Origin of the sequence: Rickettsia sibirica 246, assembly GCF_000166935.1 — a bacterium.
GTDB lineage: Bacteria > Pseudomonadota > Alphaproteobacteria > Rickettsiales > Rickettsiaceae > Rickettsia > Rickettsia rickettsii.
The window spans coordinates 714,401-734,746 of the sequence record NZ_AABW01000001.1 but is presented as its reverse complement, the minus strand read 5'-3'; the positions used below and the strand labels follow the sequence as shown (position 1 = coordinate 734,746).

The following is a 20,346-nucleotide window of genomic DNA, read 5'->3' as shown; positions in this document are numbered from 1 at the left end:
AATATTATTAATTTATATTCAAGCACTTATCATGGCTTTTGCCCTTAATGTTATGCCGGCTGTACCAAATTGTTTTAGACATTTTCCAATCTTTAAACGCTTTACTTCCGTAACATTTACATATGCTGTATCAGCTGCTTGTATGTATGTTATTAGCTCTTTTGGCTTTCCTCATTTAATAAAAACCTTTAGAAACTGGGAAGTATTAATTATTATGATTCCAACAAGTATTGGATTTGGTATATTTCATTTTGAAAAATTGGAGAAAGAAAGTGGAAATTATCCGACAAAATCTTTTGCTCCTTCTCCGGTGATGTCTGCTTAATTGATAAATATTTATAGCAGGTTTCCTGTAATATCTCTTAGTTTAAGCGTATTATTAGAGAATCACAGGAAATAATCAAAAGTTTTAATAATTAGTAATAATTATAATCTATAATATTGCCGACGTTTCACTAAGCCTTGCAGCTTAAGACCGCCTTTAGCACACATCCATCGCAATAACTCGTTAGCAGCGTTTGCATATTCACCTCAGTTTAGCTTTTGCTGCAATGTTGATGCTTGAAATGCCCCAGCCCCACAGTTGAAAATAAACGAGATTAAGGCGGCTTGTTGGTTTTCGGTTAATGGCACACCCTAGTGGACGATTATCGATACATTTACCAGCTTCGAGTAATTATTATTTATCTTTCTACAGATCCTCGCTTGCTTTTTTGCGATATATTCTTGGGAGTAGTAATAAGAAATGAGGAAGTGAAGATTTATGTTTGTTAATAGTAGCCCTTATGCGTTCTATCTAGTGTTTGTTTAGTATTTTTATTAGCATGTGTTATAGCATCCATATAAAATACCTACTTCTTTCTGTTCTTTTTTGAAAGCTTCTTTATTTCCTATGTTAGCCAAAGCTTTAAAACTATGTTTTATAACTTGTCCAATATTTTTAAAAACATGCGAATTATCTTTTTTAGCTGTTTCTTTGCACCATATATCTAGATTCTCTAATTCTTTTTTGAGTTATTGAGAAATTGCTTTTTTGTTTTCAGGATTTTCCTTCCATTTTTCATAAGTATTAATAATCTTTTCTAATTTTTCTTTAAACTCTTTTTCGTTATTACTCGGTTTTAAATTAAGCATTACACCAGAATGGTCTGATGATAGTTCTGTGAGGGTATTAATAATCATTTCTTCTTTTAATCCATTATTAGCTCCATTAAGCAAATTTTCATATTTATGTCTAAATATGGAGCGATACTTGTGATATCATGATTATTAAATATTAGTTAACACAAAAGAAATTAAAGCTTTAATTAATAAACTTGAGAAATGTTTTTAATATTTCGTTTTATAAGGTGATAAATTTACTATTTAGCAGAAAGAGAAAAGCTGCTTAGTTTAGAGACTTGGTGAAAGACAATTAATATTCAGTTAAACGGTCAAAAGCTTGATTTTATGCTGCATCTGCGGTTTGATACGTTTGTAGAAGTACCGAGAAATGCAGAATGGCGCACCCTAAAGGATTCGAACCTCTGACCCACAGATTAGAAATCTGTTGCTCTATCCAGCTGAGCTAAGGGTGCTAAACATTTATGGTAAACATAATATCAGTTTAAGCAAAGTTTTTCAAGGATTATTTTTTTATTAAAAATAATAAGCAAATATGATAAAAAATATTCATGGATAAATTCTACAATTACAATTCTTCTTCACATCAGGCTTTACTTAGTTTTAAAGTAAAGCCTAATTCTAAACAAAATCTAATTAGCAATTTTGTAATTATTAATAATATCCCATATCTAAAATTATCTATAAAAGCAATACCGGAACAAGGTAAAGCGAATGAAGAAATCATAAATTATTTAGCAAAAGAATGGAAATTATCACGTAGTAATATCGAAATTATTAAAGGTCATACTCATAGCTTAAAAACGATATTGATAAAAAATATTAATGAAGACTATTTAAATTTGATTATTAATTCCTATATTAAATAAGGTGCAGTTGTTGCTAGACTTCCAATGTCATTCCCGCATAGGCGGGAATCCAGTTTATATTTATTATTTTCTAGATTCCTGCTTCCGCAGGAATGACATAAGCAGTCATATGACAAAAAAATAATTTATTAACTGGAATAATTATGATACAAGAAAAAAAGAAATTTGATGCCGAGGTTGGCAAGATTTTAAATTTAATGATTCACTCTCTTTATAGTAATAAAGAGATTTTTATGAGGGAGTTAATTTCCAATGCTTCGGATGCTTGTGATAAATTACGTTATTTATCTCAAAGTAATAGTGAATTAGTAGCTGGCGATAGCAATTTTAAAATTACGGTTAAAGTCGATAAAGATAACAGACAAATCATTATCCGTGATAATGGCATCGGCATGAATAAAGACGATTTAATTGAAAATCTTGGTACTATTGCAAGATCGGGTACGGCAAATTTTCTTAAAAGCCTATCCGGTGATTCTAAAAAAGACAATATGCTAATCGGTCAATTTGGTGTTGGATTTTATTCAAGCTTTATGGTAGCCGATAAAGTGACTGTAACCTCAAGAAAAGCTGGGGAAGATAAAGTCCATATTTGGGAATCAGACGGGCTTGGTGAATATACTGTCTCAGATTCAGATAAAGAGTTCACAAGAGGCACGGAAATCGTTTTACATATCAAAAAGGAAGAAGATACATTCCTTGATCATTTTAGATTAAAACACATCGTTAAAAGCTATTCCGATCACATAGCAGTACCAATATATTTCTTTGATGAAGCTGGTAATAATGAAATCCAGCTTAATTCAGCTTCTGCATTATGGACAAGACCGAAATCGGAAATTACGGAAGAACAATATAAAGAATTCTACAAAAGTCTATCTTATGCCATTGATGACCCTTGGATAACTATGCATAATAAAAACGAGGGAGCTATAGAATTTACTAACCTACTTTTCATTCCATCAAGCAAAACATTTGATTTATTCCACCCTGATCGCAAAAGGCGAGTAAAATTATATATAAAAAGAGTATTTATATCTGATGAGAATATAGATTTAATCCCGTCATATTTAAGATTTTTACGAGGCGTGGTTGATTCAGAAGATTTACCACTAAATATTAGCCGTGAATCACTGCAGCATAATAGCGTGCTTGAGAAAATCAAAAATGCTATTACAAAAAGAGTGCTTGGCGAGCTTAGAAAAAAGAAAGAGGAATCACCTGAAGAATATAATAAGTTTTGGGCTAATTTCGGCGGTGCTTTAAAAGAGGGTTTATGTGAGGCTACTACCAACCATGAAAAATTATTAGAGGTATGCATATTCAGAAGTGCCTTGCATAATAAAATGATCAGCCTTGACGAATATATAGCGAATTTTAAAGAAGGGCAGAGTACTATATATTATTTAAGCGGTGATAACCCCGATAAATTACTTTCAAGCCCACAAATCGAAGGGTTGTTAAGTAAAAAAATCGATGTATTACTTTTTACCGATACAGTGGATGATTTTTGGGTAAATGTTAATAGCAAATATAAAGAACATGCTATTAAATCAGCGACAAGAAGCGATATCGATGTAGAGCAAACTACTTCACAATCTGAGGAGAAAAATACAGATAGTAAAAAATCCGATGATGAATATAAATTGCTAACAGATTATTTTAAAGAGACACTAGGGGAGTTGGTAAAAGAAGTTAAGATCTCTAAAAAACTTACTTCAAGTCCTGCTTGTCTTGCCGTTAGCGACGCTGCTATGGATATTCGTATGGAGAGATTTTTGATTGAACAGAAACAAATAGCTAATGCCTCAGCTAAAAATCTAGAGTTAAACCCTAAAAATAAAATCATAGAGAAAATCTTTAACGACTTAAAAGCAAATAATAAAAATAATGAAGAATTGGTTAATCTAATATTTGATCAAGCCTGTATTTTAGAGGGTGAACCGGTTGCTGATACAGGTGCATTTTCAAAGAGATTAAACGATATTGTACAAAAAGCCATATTATAACTTTAAACTTTTTTAATTTTAATGTAGAATAGTTGCAAACGTGAGTTTGGAAGTATTGTTCTGTTCGATGTCATTCCCGCGTAGGCGGGAATCTAGAAAGAACATTCAAAATATCTGATTATAGAATTTTATAATTAATAAAATGGATTCCCGCCTACGCGGGAATGACATCGAGAAAATGTCTTATTACGATATTATATTTAGCAAACATATAGATAAGATCAAAAGCGAAGGAAGATATCGAGAATTTAAGGCCTTAAAAAGACAAGCCGATAATTTTCCTTTTGCAGAACACGCTAATAAACAAATAGTTATGTGGTGCATTAATGACTATTTGGGTATGAGTAAACATGCAAAAGTAATGCACGCTTCTATAGATTCCTTGCTAAAATACGGTGTTGGATCAGGTGGAACTCGCAATATCGGCGGTAATAATATTGCCATTCTTGAGCTTGAAAAAGAACTTGCAAATTTACACAAAAAGCAAGCAGCTTTAGTTTTTACATCCGGTTTTGTTGCAAATGATACAACGCTTGCAAGTCTTGCTAAAATCATGCCGGATATAGTATTTTTCTCCGATGAGCTAAATCATGCATCAATAATTGCAGGGATTACAAGTTCAAGAGCCGAGAAATATATATATAGACATTTAGACGTTAAGCATCTAGAAGAGCTTTTACAATCAGTCGATATTAATAGACCGAAAATTGTTGTTTTTGAATCGGCTTACTCTATGGACGGTTTTTTCTCACCTATCAAAGATATAATCAACTTAGCCAAAAAATATAATGCTTTAACCTTTATCGATGAAGTTCATACGGTCGGTTTATACGGTAAACAGGGTGGCGGTATTGCCGAGCTTCTTAATTGTAGTGATCAAATCGATATTATTCAAGGGACACTTGCCAAAGCATATGGTACTATCGGCGGTTATATCACTAGCAGCCATAATTTAGTCGATGCTATAAGACTAACCGCTCCAGGGTTTATTTTCACTACTTCATTGCCGCCGGTAATTTCTACCGCTGCAACGCATAGTATTAGACATCTTAAAGAATCGAATGAAGAACGAATAAAACATCAAGAAGTAGTTACAAAACTTAAAAATTCTTTTGAACGTTTTAATATACCTTATTTGAAAAATGAAAGTCATATAGTGCCGATAATTATTGGTGATCCGATTAAAACGGCGAAAGCCTCAAATATGCTCCTTAATGAATACGGTATTTACGTTCAACATATCAATTTTCCAACCGTACCGAGGGGTACGGAACGCCTCCGCATCATCCCAACCCCTGCCCATACCGACAAAATGATCAATGATTTATCTGTAGCTTTAGTGCAGATATTTGCCGAACTTGATATAGAATTATCTTCTGCTAAAGAACTGAACGAAGAAGTACGCTTAAATCTTATTGCTTAACACCATTGTGAGGAAAATTACTCAGTAATTGACTAAGCGGTCTAATAAAAAATGCTCTTAATGTCATTCCTGCGTGGCATTGTTGCGTGGATTGGTTTTCCGTCATTGCGAAAAGAATTACGTAGTAATTCGACGAAGCAATTCAGTAAAAAATTCTGTAAATCAGAATTTTTTTAATTATTTTTTTGGATTGCCACGTCGCTTCGCGCCTAGCAATGACGATTTGGCCTCCACGCAACAATACTTTCAGTTATTTAGCTCATAACGATATCTATCTTTGGTTAACAATGCCACAAATCTTATACCCAATTTATTTACTTGCTTTTGCTCCTAAATCATCTAGTTTATTGCAATATACTCTAAAAAAGTAAGATATAACCCTTTAAATTCTTTTTAAAAAATAAAGGGTTACCCCATAAATACCTTATCTTTATATAATTTAAAAAATAGTTGTATTTTTATACCACTATAATATTAATTTTTTATTTCTATATAATTAATTTGTTTACTTTGAAGAATTTATAATTTATTTTTTCTGCAAAATTTCAATACAAAGCTGTAATTATTGAGCTTTTAAAGTTAACTCAGATAAAGAACAAAAGAGCAATAACAAAAAAGAAAAAAGTACTTCTACAAAATCGACTACGGCTAGTCGCTTAGCTCATGACAATATCCATCTTTAATTTAGCAATGTCTAAAAAATAAAGTAATATGAATTTTAACTTAATATAATTACCGAATATGTCTTTTTTTGACCGCAAAACTGCAATTATTAAACTCTTAAAACTCATGCCGGCAAAGAGTTTACTGCTTCTAAAATAGCAACCTAGCTAGTTGATACTTATCCTGAAGAAGCAAAGAAAAAAGAGGAAGCAAACAATGATAAACGATTACTTAATGCTAAAAGCAAAGTAAGAAAGAGAAAAATTATTATCATGATTTATAGAAATGAATTGAATAAGCTATTGAACGCTATACAACAAATAGAACCGAACATTAAGATAATAAAAAAAGGGCTTTTGACTAAATATTGTTATGTTAATAATACTAATAGAGCGGTTAATTATAATGAGGTATATTATAATAAAAAATTTGACCGTAAAAATGCAGTTATTGAGTTCCTTAAAGCTCATCCAGGGAAAGAATTTAGTAATGCTCAAATAGCCTACATGGATTGCTTAATACTTATCCTGATGAAACAAAACGAAAAGTACAAACAAGCAACGGCAAACGATTACTTAGCACTAATAATAAAGTAGCAGAAAAAAATTATCATAATGATTTATAGACACAAATTAAGGTTATTACGTACTATAACATCGAACCGAACATTAATACAATAAAAAAGGGAAATCGGGCTAAATATTGTTATATTAATAATACCGATAAGATATTTGATATACCCAAAATTATTAAAGCCATTGAAAATTATAAGAAGCAGGAGCTTACTGCTATGGAAATGGCTCAATTGCTGTTAAGTGCTAACGCGAAATAGTTAGTGATTGCAAAAATAGACGACTATATGCCAGCAAAGGTGAGTTCTGCGAAACTCACAGTTAGCAATGCCTAATCCTAATGGGATTTTACAAAAACTATTGCATATTGCAGCTCTTTAGTTTATTTTGATTAGCAAACTATATACAGAATTAATGGATTATTAAAATGGGAATTACCATATTAAAAAACGAAGGATTGGATTTTCATGCAAGAATTTCTACTCCTTTAAGTGAGATAGATGACGATATTCAAAAAGAATTACTTGATTTAACCAAAAAAGTTAAAATAGCAGGTTTTAGAGCCGGTAAAGTACCGGTTTCAATTGTTAAGAAAAAATACGGTACTTCCGTCAGGAATGATATAATAGAAAGAAGAATTAACCATTCAGTAAATCACGTTATTAAAGAGCATAATCTAAATATAATCGGTAGACCTAAAATTGAAGAATTACAAAACGAATCTGATAAAGCTTTAGAATTTACCGTAAAAATAGAGCTATTACCTAAAATTACTATTCCGGATTTAAAAAAAATCTCACTAGATCGTCCAAAATTAGAAGTAAACTCTAAAGATGTTGAAGAACAACTAGAAAAACTTGCTGCATTAACAAAAAATTATACTAAAGAAAGTAAAGCAAAAATAAAAGACGGAGATCAGGTTACTATTGATGCAATCGGGTACATCAAGGAGAAAGCTTTTGAGGACGGTAAATTAAATGATTTTAAGGTAATAATAGGTAGTAATGCACTTATTCCCGGTTTTGAGAAACAATTAATAGGGTCTAAAACAGGTAGTGAAGTAGATGTTAATGTTACTTTTCCTGAAAATTACCATGCTAAAGATTTAGCAGGTAAGGATGCTCGTTTTGTAGTACAAATTAAAGCAGTACATACTGCAGAACCTACCGTTATCGATGACGAATTTGCTAAAAAATTCCAAAGTAATAGCCTTGAAGAATTGCGTACACATTTTACTAAACAAATAGAAAATGAGTCGGAAGAAGCTATTAATACTATAATGAAAATGAACTTATTTGATAAGTTAGAAAAATTGTTAGATTTTGATGTACCGGAATCTTTATTAGAGCAAGAAAAAAATATTCTAAAGTCCGGAACCGATAAAAATGAACAAGATGAATCATTATTGAAAGATAAATCCTCTAAAGAAATAACAGCATATTATAATAAATTAGCCCTACGCCGTGTGCGAATAGGCTTATTACTTGCTGAATATGCAAAATCTAAAAATTTGCAATTAGAGCCTGATGATTTAAGAAAAGTTATTATGCAACAAGCACGTAATTTTCCTGGGCAGGAAAATATGATATTTGATTTTTATAAAAATAATCCTAGAGCAATTGAAGAACTTAAAGGTCCTGCCTTAGAAGATAAAGCTGTACAATATATATTTAATCACGAAATAAAGCTTAAAGAAAAGAAATATACTAAGGAAGAGCTAGAGAAATATCTAGAAGCAGAAGAGCAACGTATTACTTTAATTTAAAGCTTATTCATTGTCATTGCCAGCGAACGTTAGTGAACGTGGCAATCTCAGGAATCCTCGTAATGACAATCCTCAGTATCCACGCAGGCAATACCTAGTAGTATTACTCCTGATTTTTTATAGTCTCTAAAGCAAGTTTAACTATTTTATTTACTCCAGCATTAGTGCAGGTAGAGATAGGAAAAATTTCTTTATTAGTAACTTTCTGCAGCTTATTTATTTTTTCCTGTATTTCCTCATCTGTGAGAACATCGCATTTATTAAGACATATGATTTCTATTTTATTTTTTAGATAATCGGAATATAATTCAAGCTCAAGACGTACCGTATTATAATCTGCAACTACATCATTACTAGAGCCATCTATTAAATGTATTAATACATTACATCTTTCTATATGCTTTAAGAATTTATCGCCAAGTCCGTGACCTTGATGAGCCCCCTCAATTAAACCAGGAATATCGGCTATGACAAACTCTTCGTCATCAACATATACCACTCCAAGATTTGGCACTAAAGTAGTAAAGGGATAATCGGCAATTTTAGGCTTGGCTGCCGTTACAACGGATAAAAAAGTAGATTTACCGGCATTTGGAAGCCCCACAAGCCCAACATCAGAGAGAAGTTTTAAACTTAAATGAATCCACATTTCTTCGGCAATTTCTCCTTCCGTACGCTTTCTTGGAGCTTGATTAACCGACGATTTGAAATGGCTGTTACCAAGACCACCACTTCCTCCTTTAATTATTTCAAAGCTTTGATCATCCACAGTGAAATCATAAAATAATATATTGCCGTCCTCGGAAAAGATTTGAGTACCGATCGGAACATCAAGAACTAATGATTTTCCTGATTTACCGCTTCTATTTGAATCTTTACCGTTTTCGCCGTTTTCTGCGGTAAAATGCTGTTTATATCGATAATTTACTAGCGTATTAAGATGGTGATTACTCCTGAAAATAACACTACCGCCACGTCCACCATCACCACCGTCCGGTCCGCCTCTGTCAATAAATTTCTCACGATGGAAACTAACACAACCATTGCCGCCGTTCCCACCTTTTATATATATTTTAACTTCATCAATAAAATGCATATGATTTATATTTTCAACGTCATTACGAGGCGCAAAGCGACGTGGCAATCTCATCAAATCTCTTGAGATTGCTACGCTCCTTGCAGTCGCTCGCAATGACGAAAATGTTTACCTCTCCCGAATACCCTTATACTCTCTATGTACATAACCGGTGTAAAGCTGTCTAGGTCTGCTGATTTTTTGTTCAGGGTCTTCGTGCATTTCTTTCCATTGTGCCATCCAGCCTACGGTTCTTGCTATTGCAAAAAGTACCGTGAACATTTGCGACGGTATACCCATAGCTTTATAGATAATACCCGAATAAAAATCAACATTTGGATATAATTTTCTCTCAATAAAATATTCATCTTTAAGAGCGATAGCTTCAAGTTCTATTGCTATTTGTAAGAGCGGATTGTTGTCTAGCTGCCCGAGTTCCTTTAATACTTCTTTGCACGTTTCTTTAAGTACTGCGGCACGCGGGTCATAGTTTTTATATACACGATGACCAAAACCCATTAATCTAAATGGATCATTTTTATCCTTAGCTTTAGCTATATATTTAGGAATATACTCAGAACTACCGATTTCTTTAAGCATATTTATTACCGCTTCATTAGCCCCGCCGTGAGCAGGTCCCCAAAGTGAGGCAATACCCGTGCTAATACAAGCAAAAGGGTTAGCTCCGGATGAGCCGGCAATTCGGACTGTTGAAGTAGAAGCATTCTGCTCATGATCGGCATGTAGGATAAATATCTTATTAAGAGCATTTTTTATTATTGGATTTACTGTATATTTCGTACAAGGCGTTGCAAACATCATATGCAGAAAATTTTCGGTAAAATCTAACGAATTATCAGGATAAATAAACGGTTGTCCTATAGAATATTTATAAGACATTGCAGCGATGGTAGGTATCTTAGCAATCATTCTAATAGCGGTAAGTTCGTAATCTGCTTCCTTAAAATTCAATAAATCAGGATAAAATGCCGAAAGAGAACCGACAGCCGCAAGCATAATAGCCATAGGATGAGAAGAGCTACAAAAGGTTTGAAATAAATAGTGTAATCTTTCATTCACTAATGAATGATGAGCAACCTGTTTAGTGAAATTATTATACTGCTCGCCACTTGGTAGTTCCCCATAAATCAGTAAATATGCCACTTCTAAAAAATCACTTTTCTCAGCTAAGTCTTTAATATCATATCCTCGATGCCGCAAGATTCCTTTATCACCATCTATATAGGTGATAGTAGACTGACAAGAAGCAGTAGACATAAAACCCGGGTCGTAAGTAAAGCAATCGGCTTCCGCAGATACCCTACTTATATCGATTACATCCTCACCGATACTTGCTTTAAGTATAGGTAATTTAAATATTTTTCCTCTGATTTTTAATTCAGCAAATTCTGAATCATTATTATTTTCATTGGTCATATGGATATACCTTATTTTTAATACATCAGTAAGTATAACCCTAATTTAATGAAATTAGAAATGCATTATGATTTATTAGGATTTAAAAATTTTCTTTGATATCTTGCTCAACTTGCAAGGTTAATGAAAATTAAAAACGCACATGCTTCTACTTTCAACTGCAAGCCTAAAGCGTTTAATAAAGATCCTATATTGTCGACACTTGGATTACCTTTGCTAGATAATATTATATATATATGTATGTATGTTGCCTATTTATATGAGCTTCTTTAGAGATTTTTGCTTACCTCCTCTTGCTATAATGGCTTCTTTTAAAATAGCCATTATAGCTCATTATTATGATCCATTGCTCTAACGCTTCATTAATATACCCTACTAATATTTCCTCATGTTGTAATTTTTCTTTTAAATAATCTGTAAACTTTCCATATAACACCCTCAATTTCGTTTATAAACTTCTTCTATTATTTCTAAGGCTTTTTTAATATCTTTACCTTGAGTATCTTTATTACCTGCATTTAATAGCAGAATATCTGTTATAAAAATTGTATTTGTTTAGTGTTTTGCATATTAAGCTTAACTAGAGATGATTACACTGTCGCATATATACGACTAATTGTCCAGTAGAAAATTATTTTGAAAAGTACGTGAAGTTGTTAGTACTAGATTAATGTACAAGTTATGCAAGAAGTCTATTATTGACTAAATACTCCTTAATCTTGAGTAAATCATACCAAGAGGTGCGTTTTTGCATAGGTTGGCGGAGTAAATAGGCAGGGTGGAAGATTGCCGTAGTTTGAATAGGAGCGGATAGATATTTATTGGTATAAAAATAATATTCTTGTCTAATTTTAGTAATACCCGAATTTTTTCCAAGTAAGCTAGTTGCAGCCGTGCTACCGACTAGAATAATTAGCTGCGGGTTAATAAGAGCAATATGCTTCTCGACAAAAGGTCTACAAATATCGACTTCTTCGAACGTCGGCTGTCTATTAGCAGGAGGACGCCAAAATACCGTATTAGTAATATAAGCGTTATTTTTTCGTGAAATTCCGATAGCATGTAGCATATTATCAAGTAAATTGCCACTTTCGCCGTAAAAAGGTATTCCTTTCAAATCTTCGGTACTTCCCGGGGCTTCGCCTATTAACATAATTTTAGCTTCCAAATTACCGTCACCGAAAACCGTATTAGTAGCAAATTTCTTAAGTTCACAACCATTAAAATTTAGTAGAGATTCTTTTAGTTCTTCGATATTATTAGCTTTATCAGCAAGAGATCTTGCTAGGGTTATATTATCATGAACTTTATCATTCATATTGAATGCAGTTTCTTTTGTAGACATAAGTTTTACTTGTGGCTTTTCAGTTAGTTCAGTATTATTACGTACCTTTAATTGCGGTGGATGTTCATGGCAATAATATTCAACACCGATTGCACTTAACCATTTAAGCGTATTATTCATTATCTTAAAATAAAATATGTTAAAATATTCCGTACCACACGAACTAAATGGCATAAGGCTTGATAAAGTTCTATCATCGCTTCTTGAAAATGTTTCAAGGAATCAAATCCAAAAAGCTATTAAAGATTCGCAAGTACTAGTTAATGATGTAATTATTTCTGATCCTGATGTTTTGGTCAAGGAGAATGATATTATATTATTTTCTTTTAAAGAACCTGAAGAGCTAAAAATTGCAGCAGCAAATGTAGCACTTGATATAATATATGAAGACGATGATTTGATAGTAATTAACAAAGCTGCAGGTATGACTGTACACCCAGGAGCAGGGCATCATGACGATACGCTTGTTAATGCTTTATTACATCATACAAAAAACTTATCGGATATCGGCTCATCAGAAAGACCCGGGATAGTACATCGTTTAGATAAAGACACTACGGGCTTGATGGTAGTTGCTAAAAATAATAAAGCACATATGCTACTTGCAAATCAGATAGAACAAAGGCAGGTAATACGGAAATATAAAGTGTTAGTGTGGGGAGTAATAAATCCGCTAGAAGGAATCATTAAGAATAATATAGGTCGCAGCCGAAGCGATCGCCAAAAAATGACCATATTAAAATATGGCGGCAAAGAAGCCGTTACACATTATAAGACTCTAGAATTATTTTATAAAGGTAGTATTAGTATGGTGGAGTGCAAGCTTAGTACGGGTAGAACTCACCAAATTAGAGTACAGCTAAGCCATTTAAAGCATTCGGTAGTCGGCGACCAAACTTACGGCAATAACGACCGAAAAATTGCTCATTCTCCCCCTGAACTAAAAGCAAAATTAATTGATTTTAAACGTCAAGCCCTGCATTCTTGGTATTTAAGTTTTACTCATCCGACTAGTAATGAGATTATGGAATTTTCTTGTGAGTTGCCAAGGGATATGGAAGAGATAATTAGTTTATAATTGACAAAATATTAATCCTTAATATTATATTAAAAATTAATATTTATTTATAAAATGAAAAAAGCTAATGCTAAATTAGAAGAAGTCTTATATTCTATTATTCTATGGAAGAGGGTATTTTAAACCTTAAAAACAAAAAGCGAGCTTAGAAAAGATTTTTACTTTTCTGCAAGATTTAAGTACCGCCACAGACAAAATTATTTCCTTAGATATATCAAATTATAGAGATTGGCCAGAAGTAAAAGATTTTATTTTAAAATTAGGTAATAATTTATCTTTTAAACCGCAATCTATAAAAATTGCTAGCTCTTCCCAATATTAGTACAGAACATGAAATTAAAATTTCTGAATTCGTCAATGAAATTCTTTCTCTAAGATTAAAAACAGGTATAGATATTAATAATAGTACGTATATTGATGATGCAAATTATAGGAAAGAACTTTTATTAAAAAAATTTTTAGAAGAATTTAAAAAAAATGATTTTAATGAGCAAGAAGAACAATTAAATAAATTTATAAAAGTTGCATGCAAAGAAGCAAAAGCACCTGATAATATAGACATGCAATATATGCAAGCTCTGCGGATTTTCTCTGAATTTGATTTCAGTAAAATAGATGAAAAATATTCTAATTTACAACATCTTTTTACAAAGCTATATAAAGCACAAGAAGTGAAATCAGAAATTTATCATTATGAAGTAGAAGATGATTTACATTTTTATATGGTAAAAGTTAATGGAGTAAATGTAACTACTTGGCAAAATTTCTCAAAGAAACAGGGGGAGTTTATAAACCAGTCCGGGAAAAAGAATATAGCAAAGCTTTTATGGGCCTAGATGCTTTTGACTCTAGCAATAGAATATCATGACCAAGATTTAACAGATGTATATGTAGTTTTTACCTATAATAAAGCATGGGAACAGAAAAGTAGTATTGATATACCATCGGTAGAAATGATCACAACTATGGCAACTTCTAGAACGCAAATTTTATTTAAAGCTCCAATATATGACTATAATAATACTAAAAAACATTCTAGTCTTTCGCTTAAACTTCATAATTTTATTGCTAAATGTGCAGAGATTATTTATCCTAACAAAAAAGAATATATGATTACTGTTCCAACAAAAAATATAACTCATATTATTATTAAAGAATATGAGAAAAAACAAATTTTAGGTGAGAAGAAAGCTCCCATAAAATTTACCGAAGCAGGATATGGTGCTTTTTCTGACTTGGTTTTGTATGGGAAAAATGGTGAAGTACTAAATAAACTAACTGCTGACCAGATAAAAGGAGAGTTCGCTTGATTTTGTACTAGTCCTTATTTATTAAAAAATCAACACGAACAAGAACCTTTAATCACTTGTGATTTAGAAACATTAGCAAATCTTAGCTTTAAAAATAGCTATATAGATATTATTCAGAAATAATTGGTGATATAATAACATAAAACGGTTTATGAAAATAATTAAAATACCTAAAACCAAAAATTATCTTAAAATAGATATTATAACTCTGGAACCCGAATATTATAAGAATAAATTTGGTAATAATATATTTCGTGAATTTACTGAACTTAAAAAACGAGCACCGCTAGGTAGTGTAGATGAGATTTTAGAAATGAAAAATTTTGGCAGAAAATAAAACTTTCCATGCAATGTTCTATAAAGCAAATTCTTAGTGACGCTACAGATAAATTAAATAAAATAGGTATTAGTTCGCCGCAATTAGAAGCACGAATTTTACTACAGCATGTTATAAATAAACCTATTGAGTATTTACTTATTAATCTTGATGAACAGTTAAATGAAGCCAAGATAGAAGCTTTTGAAAAACTGTTAGCGAGAAGATTAAAGCATGAACCGATAGTATATATTACAGGTGTTAAAGAATTTTACTCACGTGAATTTATTGTTAATAAACATGTATTAATTCCAAGAAGCGATACTGAAGTTTTGGTGGATGTTGTATTTCAATGTCATTCCCACGAAAGCGGGAATCCAGAAAAAAAGCAACCGAATCCCTGCTTTCGCGGGAATGACATAAGCGAAAACTGCAATGACAAATTCTTAAATATCCTAGAACTTGGCACAGGTAGCGGCTGCATTGCTATCAGTCTATTATGTGAGTTACCGCATGCTAATGTAATTGCAACCGATATAAGTCTTGATGCTATAGACATTATCAAAAGTAATGCGGCAAAATATGAGGTAACGGATCGCATTCAGATTATTCACAGTAATTGGTTTGAGAATATTGAAACTCAGAAATTTGATTTTATCGTTAGCAACCCGCCATATATAGCTCACAGCGAAAAATCAGAGATGGCAATTGAAACAATCAATTATGAACCGTCTATTGCTTTATTTGCTGAAAAAGACGGACTGCAAGCTTACTTTCTCATCGCCGAAAATGCCAAACAATTCTTAAAACCAAACGGTAAGATTATATTAGAAATAGGGTTTAAACAGGAAGAAGCGGTAACCCAAATTTTCTTAGATCATGGTTATAATATTGAAAGCGTTTATAAGGATCTACAAGGTCACAGTAGGGTAATATTATTTTCTCCTATTAATCTCAATCGGTCATATGCAAGACGTATCGGTAAAAGCTTATCAGGAGTGCAAAAGAATTTATTAGATAACAAACTACCAAAATATTTATTTTCTAAAGAAAAGCTTGTAAATGAAAAACGTAAAGTATTTCTTGAGATAGGCTTTGGTATGGGTGAGCATTTCATTAATCAAGCTAAAATGAATCCTAATGCACTTTTTATTGGGATAGATGTATATTTAAACGGAGTTGCAAATGTTTTAAAGCTTGCAGGCGAACAAAATATCACGAATTTTTTATTATTCCCTAATAATTTGGATTTAATATTAAATGAGATACCAAGTAATAGCCTTGATGGAATTTATATTTTATTTCCCGATCCATGGATAAAAAATAAGCAAAAAAAGAAACGTATTTTCAATAAAGAACGACTTAAGCTTTTACAAGATAAGCTAAAAGACAACGGTAATTTAGTATTTGCTTCCGATATCGAAAATTATTTTTATGAAGCAATAGAGTTAATACAGCAGAACGATAATTTTGAAATTATAAATAAAAATGATTATTTAAAACCGCACAATAACTATGTAATTACCAAATATCATCAAAAAGCTATTAAGGCGAATAGAACGCCGAAATTTATGATTTTGCGGCACGTTTTAGGCGATCATTAATTGCAACCCCTATATTCACTTGAGGTATAGGGCTAACTGCTATACCTCTTACATCATGAGATGCAGCATAATCGTCAAGTATTCTTAAATAAGCATAAAGATTTGCAGCGGCTTCTATAAAGTCACCTTTTACACTTAAGTTTAATGAAAATCTTCCTGTAAGATTGCTATTGCTAAAATTTAATCCGATTTCTTTATCCTCTAAATTTATAGCATTTAGCCTAACCGGTACTTTTGGTGAATAGTGTTTTGCAAGCATTCCCGAAGCTTTTATAGTACTTGTCTCTGATGCTTTTAAAACTTCTATCCCTAGTATTTCTCCTAAAATTTCAGCAGTTATAAACCCTTCTCTAAGAATAGTAGGAGTAACAGTTGTTGTATCAATTATCGTTGACTCTAGCCCATATTTAGATTGATAGATTTCAGGTGCTAAAATAAAAATTTCCTGATTATCCTTAAAATGTTTTGTGACATGCTCAGCGTTAGTCGGACTAATATAGTTTGAAGGGTTAGCACTTGGGGCAGCTATAGGTATGCCTGATTGTCTGATAAGCTCTAACGCTACAGGATAAGATGGTATCCGAAGTGCTATGGTATTTAGTCCTGCTGTTACGCTAGGAGCAATATTTGCATTCTCTTTTAAAGGGACAACTATAGATAATGGCCCAGACCAAAATTTTTCTGCTATTTTTGTAGCTAAATCGTCAAACTCCCCTATTTCCTTTGCTTGCTCTATGGAGGAGACATGCACGATAAGCGGATTGATAGCAGGACGCTCTTTGAACTGAAAAATCTTTAAACACGCCTCATTATTTGTGGCATCCGCACCAATCCCATAGACTGTTTCAGTCGGAAAAACAACCACTTTACCTGATTTTATAAATTGAACTGCTTTGTTTATCATAAGCGGTTAAACTTAGTTACTTTATCAAATAATTCACAAATATTCTGTAATAACGACAAACGATTTTGAGCGATCTTTGGATCAGAGTCATTAACGAGTACATTATCAAAAAAGCTAGTAATGGGAGTTAATAGAGACGATAATAAATTTAATGCTTTCTTATAATCTTTATCAGCTATACTATCTATAATTCGCGGAGAAATTTTTTGGATTACTTCAAATAATTCTTTTTCAGGTTGTGTACTAAAGAGACTCGCATCAACTAAGCCGGTAATTTTCTGATCACCAATTATATTGCTAGCTCGTTTGTAAGCATTTAATAATTGCTTGCCTGCGTCTTCTATTAAAAATTCTTTTAACGCATCAAGCTTAAAGTTTGTATCTACTAAATTTAAGTCAAGAACTGCATTAATTAACACAATATCATAGTCATTTTTAAAGTAAAATTTTGCTCTTTCTTCAAAAAAAGATATTATTAAATTCTTATTTTCGTCAGATGAATCTTTATATAAGTTTATAGAAAAATTAATTAAATCATCAAAATTTAGCTCTAATTTATTTTCAAGTATTATTCTTATTATACCAAGAGCTTGACGTCTTAAGGCATATGGATCACCTGAGCCTGTTGGTGTTTCCCCTGCTATCATCAAACCTACTAAACTATCTAGCTTATCGGCTAAAGCAAGTAAAGCCGCATTTCCACTTGGTAAATTGTCGCTCAAACCTTGCGGTTTATAATGGTCTCTAATTGCAGTGGCTATTTCTGCATTTAGCCCTTCATGTTTTGCATAATAATAACCCATAATCCCCTGTAAATCAGGAAATTCTCCAACCATCTCAGAAACAAGATCACTTTTGCAAAGTCTAGCTGCTGTAATCAAATCCTTATTATTTGGAGCTATATAATTACAAATATCGGTTATGCGTTCAATTTTTTCTCTTAAATTACCAAGCTTTGCATGAAATGTTACGGCTTCTAATTGGCCTAATCTTGATTCTAAAGTTTTAGCTATATCCTGCTTACAAAAATATAAAGCATCCGAAAGACGTGCCGATAGAACTTTCTCGTTACCTTGAATAACTAGTTCAGCATTTGTAAATCTGCCATTACTGACAAAGAGAAAATACGGTGTGAAATTTCCTGTTTTATCAAATAAACAAAAATATTTCTGATGCGTACGCATCGAAGAAATAAGTACTTCTTTAGGTAACTCTAAAAATTTTTGTGGTATTTTTCCAAGCAGCACAACAGGAAATTCGCTAAGCCCTACTACTTCTTCTACTAAACGATTATCTTCTTTTATAATTAACTCATGAGAATTTGCTAGTTCCAGTAAACCGGTTTTAATTATTGCCTCTCTCTTTGCTCTTTCTAAAATAACATGATTTTCTAAAAGCTTATTTCTATAATCTTCAAAATCTGTTACTTCTAATTTTTTATTATCAGTAAGACGATGCCCATACGTAATATTATTAGCGGTTAAATGCCCAAATTGCATCGGTAATATTTCGCCGTCAAATATGCATAAAATATTTCGCAGAGGTCTAATCCATTTTATTTTGTAATCACCCCAAAACATCGATTTTGCCCAGCTATATTTATTAATAGCCTCTATAATAATCTCCGGCAAAATCTCTTTTATTTCTCTTTCTTCTGTTTTTTTGACAAAGAAATAATATAGCTGATTACTAATTAATTTAGTAGGAAGCTCTAATTTACTAACATTATGAGCTTTACAAAAGCCGTTAATAGCGGCTTCCGGAGCTTCTATGCTTGGTCCTTTAATTTCTTCCTCTTTTGGCAAAGTTATCTTTGGCAAATGGGTAGCATGCAGCGTTATCCTGCGAGGTCCCGCGAATACTTGTACTTTTGCAAATATTTCGTTTTCTTCAAAAATTTTCGTGAATATATTTAAATAACCCTCTTCAGCATTTTTTTGCATAAAAGCCGGAATTTCTTCGCTAAATAGTTCTAATAATAACTCGCTCACTTGTTCATCTCCAACCATTTTGTACAACAAATTCTAGCTAAATGACGCACTCTTAAAACATAAGAAGCACGCTCAGTGACGCTGATTACTCCAAGTGCATTTAGTTGATTAAATGCATGACTTGCCTTAAGGCATTCATCATAAGCCGGCATAGGTAAATTAGCTTTGATTAATCTCTCACACTGGTCTTCGCTATCCTTGAAATGTCGCAGTAACATTTCACTATCGGCAAGCTCTAAATTATATTTTGAAAATTGCCCTTCAGCTTCGAAATCCACTTCACCGTATTTTAAAGCTTTTTCGCCTACTTGCCCGCTCCAATCAAGCTCTCTTACTGCATCAACACCTTGAATATATAAAGCAAGCCTCTCGAGTCCATAAGTGATTTCACCGGCAACGGGACGGCATTCAATACCACCGATTTGCTGCATATAAGTAAATTGCGATACTTCCATACCGTTACACCATACTTCCCAGCCAAGCCCGGCAGCACCTAAGGTTGGCGACTCCCAATCATCTTCAACAAATCTGATATCATGAATTTTTAAATCTATGCCTAAACATTCTAAGCTTTTAAGATATAACTCTTGAATATTATCTGGAGACGGCTTTAAGATAACTTGAAACTGATAATAATGCTGCATTCTATTAGGATGCATGCCATACCTGCTATCCCCTGGTCTTCTTGATGGCTGAACATATGCAACAGACCAAGGTTTAGTACCAAGGCAGCGAAGTACAGTTGCAGGGTGAAACGTACCGGCTCCAACATGGGCATCGTAAGGTTGCAATATTGCACAGCCATAATCCTGCCAATAATTTTGTAATGTCAGAATAATTTGCTGAAATGATAGTTTTTTCAT

At 32.5% G+C, this 20,346-nt stretch carries 18 protein-coding genes, 1 tRNA gene and 1 pseudogene; 11 read left to right on the top strand and 9 right to left on the bottom strand.

The genetic code is table 11. The annotated features are described in order from the left end of the window. Positions 1-31 precede the first annotated feature (31 nt). The gene (locus RSIB_RS02330) at positions 32-325 is read left to right on the top strand and encodes a hypothetical protein (RefSeq protein ID WP_004997183.1); all 294 of its coding nucleotides are present in this window, start codon (positions 32-34) and stop codon (positions 323-325) included. A 101-nt stretch (positions 326-426) separates the two neighbouring features. Here the strand turns inward: RSIB_RS02330 and RSIB_RS10470 are convergent. The 3 genes and pseudogenes from RSIB_RS10470 to RSIB_RS06180 form a co-directional block, all read right to left on the bottom strand. Then, a pseudogene (locus RSIB_RS10470) lies at positions 427-633 on the bottom strand (lysozyme). Positions 634-1,014: 381 nt separating this feature from the next. Further along, on the bottom strand, positions 1,015-1,218 hold the full coding sequence (locus tag RSIB_RS02335) for a hypothetical protein (RefSeq protein WP_004997182.1): 204 nt from the start codon (positions 1,216-1,218) through the stop codon (positions 1,015-1,017). Positions 1,219-1,500: 282 nt separating this feature from the next. Next, positions 1,501-1,577 (bottom strand) — tRNA-Arg (locus RSIB_RS06180). A 96-nt stretch (positions 1,578-1,673) separates the two neighbouring features. On the opposite strand from RSIB_RS06180, the gene RSIB_RS02340 reads away from it, so the two are divergent. From RSIB_RS02340 to tig, 5 genes are all read left to right on the top strand, one after another. Next, entirely contained in the window at positions 1,674-1,991 is a 318-nt protein-coding gene (locus RSIB_RS02340; RefSeq protein ID WP_004997180.1) for an A1G_07140 family DUF167 domain protein, read from the top strand. A 143-nt stretch (positions 1,992-2,134) separates the two neighbouring features. Beyond that, positions 2,135-4,000: a molecular chaperone HtpG gene (gene htpG / locus RSIB_RS02345; protein WP_004997178.1), complete on the top strand. Its 1,866-nt coding sequence runs from the start codon at positions 2,135-2,137 to the stop codon at positions 3,998-4,000. 178 nt (positions 4,001-4,178) lie between these two features. After that, on the top strand, positions 4,179-5,423 hold the full coding sequence (hemA, locus tag RSIB_RS02350) for a 5-aminolevulinate synthase (protein ID WP_004997177.1): 1,245 nt from the start codon (positions 4,179-4,181) through the stop codon (positions 5,421-5,423). Positions 5,424-6,358: 935 nt separating this feature from the next. Beyond that, the gene (locus RSIB_RS09400; RefSeq protein WP_004997176.1) at positions 6,359-6,682 is read left to right on the top strand and encodes a hypothetical protein; all 324 of its coding nucleotides are present in this window, start codon (positions 6,359-6,361) and stop codon (positions 6,680-6,682) included. Between the two features lie 403 nt (positions 6,683-7,085). Then, positions 7,086-8,423 (top strand): trigger factor, encoded by a 1,338-nt coding sequence (gene tig, locus RSIB_RS02360; protein ID WP_004997175.1) that lies wholly within the window; start codon positions 7,086-7,088, stop codon positions 8,421-8,423. Between the two features lie 103 nt (positions 8,424-8,526). Here tig and obgE read toward each other — a convergent pair whose 3' ends face one another. The 3 genes from obgE to RSIB_RS02375 all read right to left on the bottom strand — a co-directional run bounded on the left by obgE (position 8,527) and on the right by RSIB_RS02375 (position 12,400). Next, positions 8,527-9,519 (bottom strand): GTPase ObgE, encoded by a 993-nt coding sequence (gene obgE, locus RSIB_RS02365; RefSeq protein WP_026053131.1) that lies wholly within the window; start codon positions 9,517-9,519, stop codon positions 8,527-8,529. Positions 9,520-9,627: 108 nt separating this feature from the next. Continuing rightward, positions 9,628-10,935: a citrate synthase gene (locus RSIB_RS02370; RefSeq protein WP_004997172.1), complete on the bottom strand. Its 1,308-nt coding sequence runs from the start codon at positions 10,933-10,935 to the stop codon at positions 9,628-9,630. Positions 10,936-11,614: 679 nt separating this feature from the next. Further along, on the bottom strand, positions 11,615-12,400 hold the full coding sequence (locus tag RSIB_RS02375; RefSeq protein ID WP_004997170.1) for a uracil-DNA glycosylase: 786 nt from the start codon (positions 12,398-12,400) through the stop codon (positions 11,615-11,617). 16 nt (positions 12,401-12,416) lie between these two features. On the opposite strand from RSIB_RS02375, the gene RSIB_RS02380 reads away from it, so the two are divergent. The 5 genes from RSIB_RS02380 to trmB all read left to right on the top strand — a co-directional run bounded on the left by RSIB_RS02380 (position 12,417) and on the right by trmB (position 16,588). Further along, a complete protein-coding gene (locus RSIB_RS02380) occupies positions 12,417-13,358 on the top strand; it encodes an RluA family pseudouridine synthase (RefSeq protein ID WP_004997167.1) in 942 nt (313 codons plus the stop codon). A gap of 299 nt (positions 13,359-13,657) precedes the next feature. After that, positions 13,658-14,194 (top strand): hypothetical protein, encoded by a 537-nt coding sequence (locus RSIB_RS09835; protein WP_004997165.1) that lies wholly within the window; start codon positions 13,658-13,660, stop codon positions 14,192-14,194. Further along, positions 14,195-14,668, top strand: coding sequence for a hypothetical protein (locus tag RSIB_RS02385; RefSeq protein WP_004997162.1), 474 nt, complete (start codon positions 14,195-14,197; stop codon positions 14,666-14,668). Between the two features lie 151 nt (positions 14,669-14,819). Continuing rightward, positions 14,820-15,005 (top strand): hypothetical protein, encoded by a 186-nt coding sequence (locus RSIB_RS02390; protein ID WP_004997160.1) that lies wholly within the window; start codon positions 14,820-14,822, stop codon positions 15,003-15,005. A gap of 8 nt (positions 15,006-15,013) precedes the next feature. Further along, positions 15,014-16,588: a bifunctional peptide chain release factor N(5)-glutamine methyltransferase PrmC/tRNA (guanosine(46)-N7)-methyltransferase TrmB gene (gene trmB, locus RSIB_RS02395; RefSeq protein WP_004997158.1), complete on the top strand. Its 1,575-nt coding sequence runs from the start codon at positions 15,014-15,016 to the stop codon at positions 16,586-16,588. On the opposite strand, the gene RSIB_RS02400 is transcribed toward trmB, so the two are convergent. From RSIB_RS02400 to RSIB_RS02410, 3 genes are read right to left on the bottom strand one after another with little or no spacing between them, the layout of a single operon-like run. Continuing rightward, complete coding sequence (locus tag RSIB_RS02400; protein ID WP_004997156.1) at positions 16,554-17,492, bottom strand: L-threonylcarbamoyladenylate synthase; 939 nt, start codon at positions 17,490-17,492, stop codon at positions 16,554-16,556. The two genes, trmB and RSIB_RS02400, sit on opposite strands and share 35 nt — an antisense overlap. Then, positions 17,489-19,483 (bottom strand): glycine--tRNA ligase subunit beta, encoded by a 1,995-nt coding sequence (gene glyS / locus RSIB_RS02405; RefSeq protein ID WP_004997154.1) that lies wholly within the window; start codon positions 19,481-19,483, stop codon positions 17,489-17,491. The genes RSIB_RS02400 and glyS overlap by 4 nt, the downstream gene beginning before the upstream one ends. After that, complete coding sequence (locus tag RSIB_RS02410; RefSeq protein ID WP_016728397.1) at positions 19,480-20,346, bottom strand: glycine--tRNA ligase subunit alpha; 867 nt, start codon at positions 20,344-20,346, stop codon at positions 19,480-19,482. The genes glyS and RSIB_RS02410 overlap by 4 nt, the downstream gene beginning before the upstream one ends.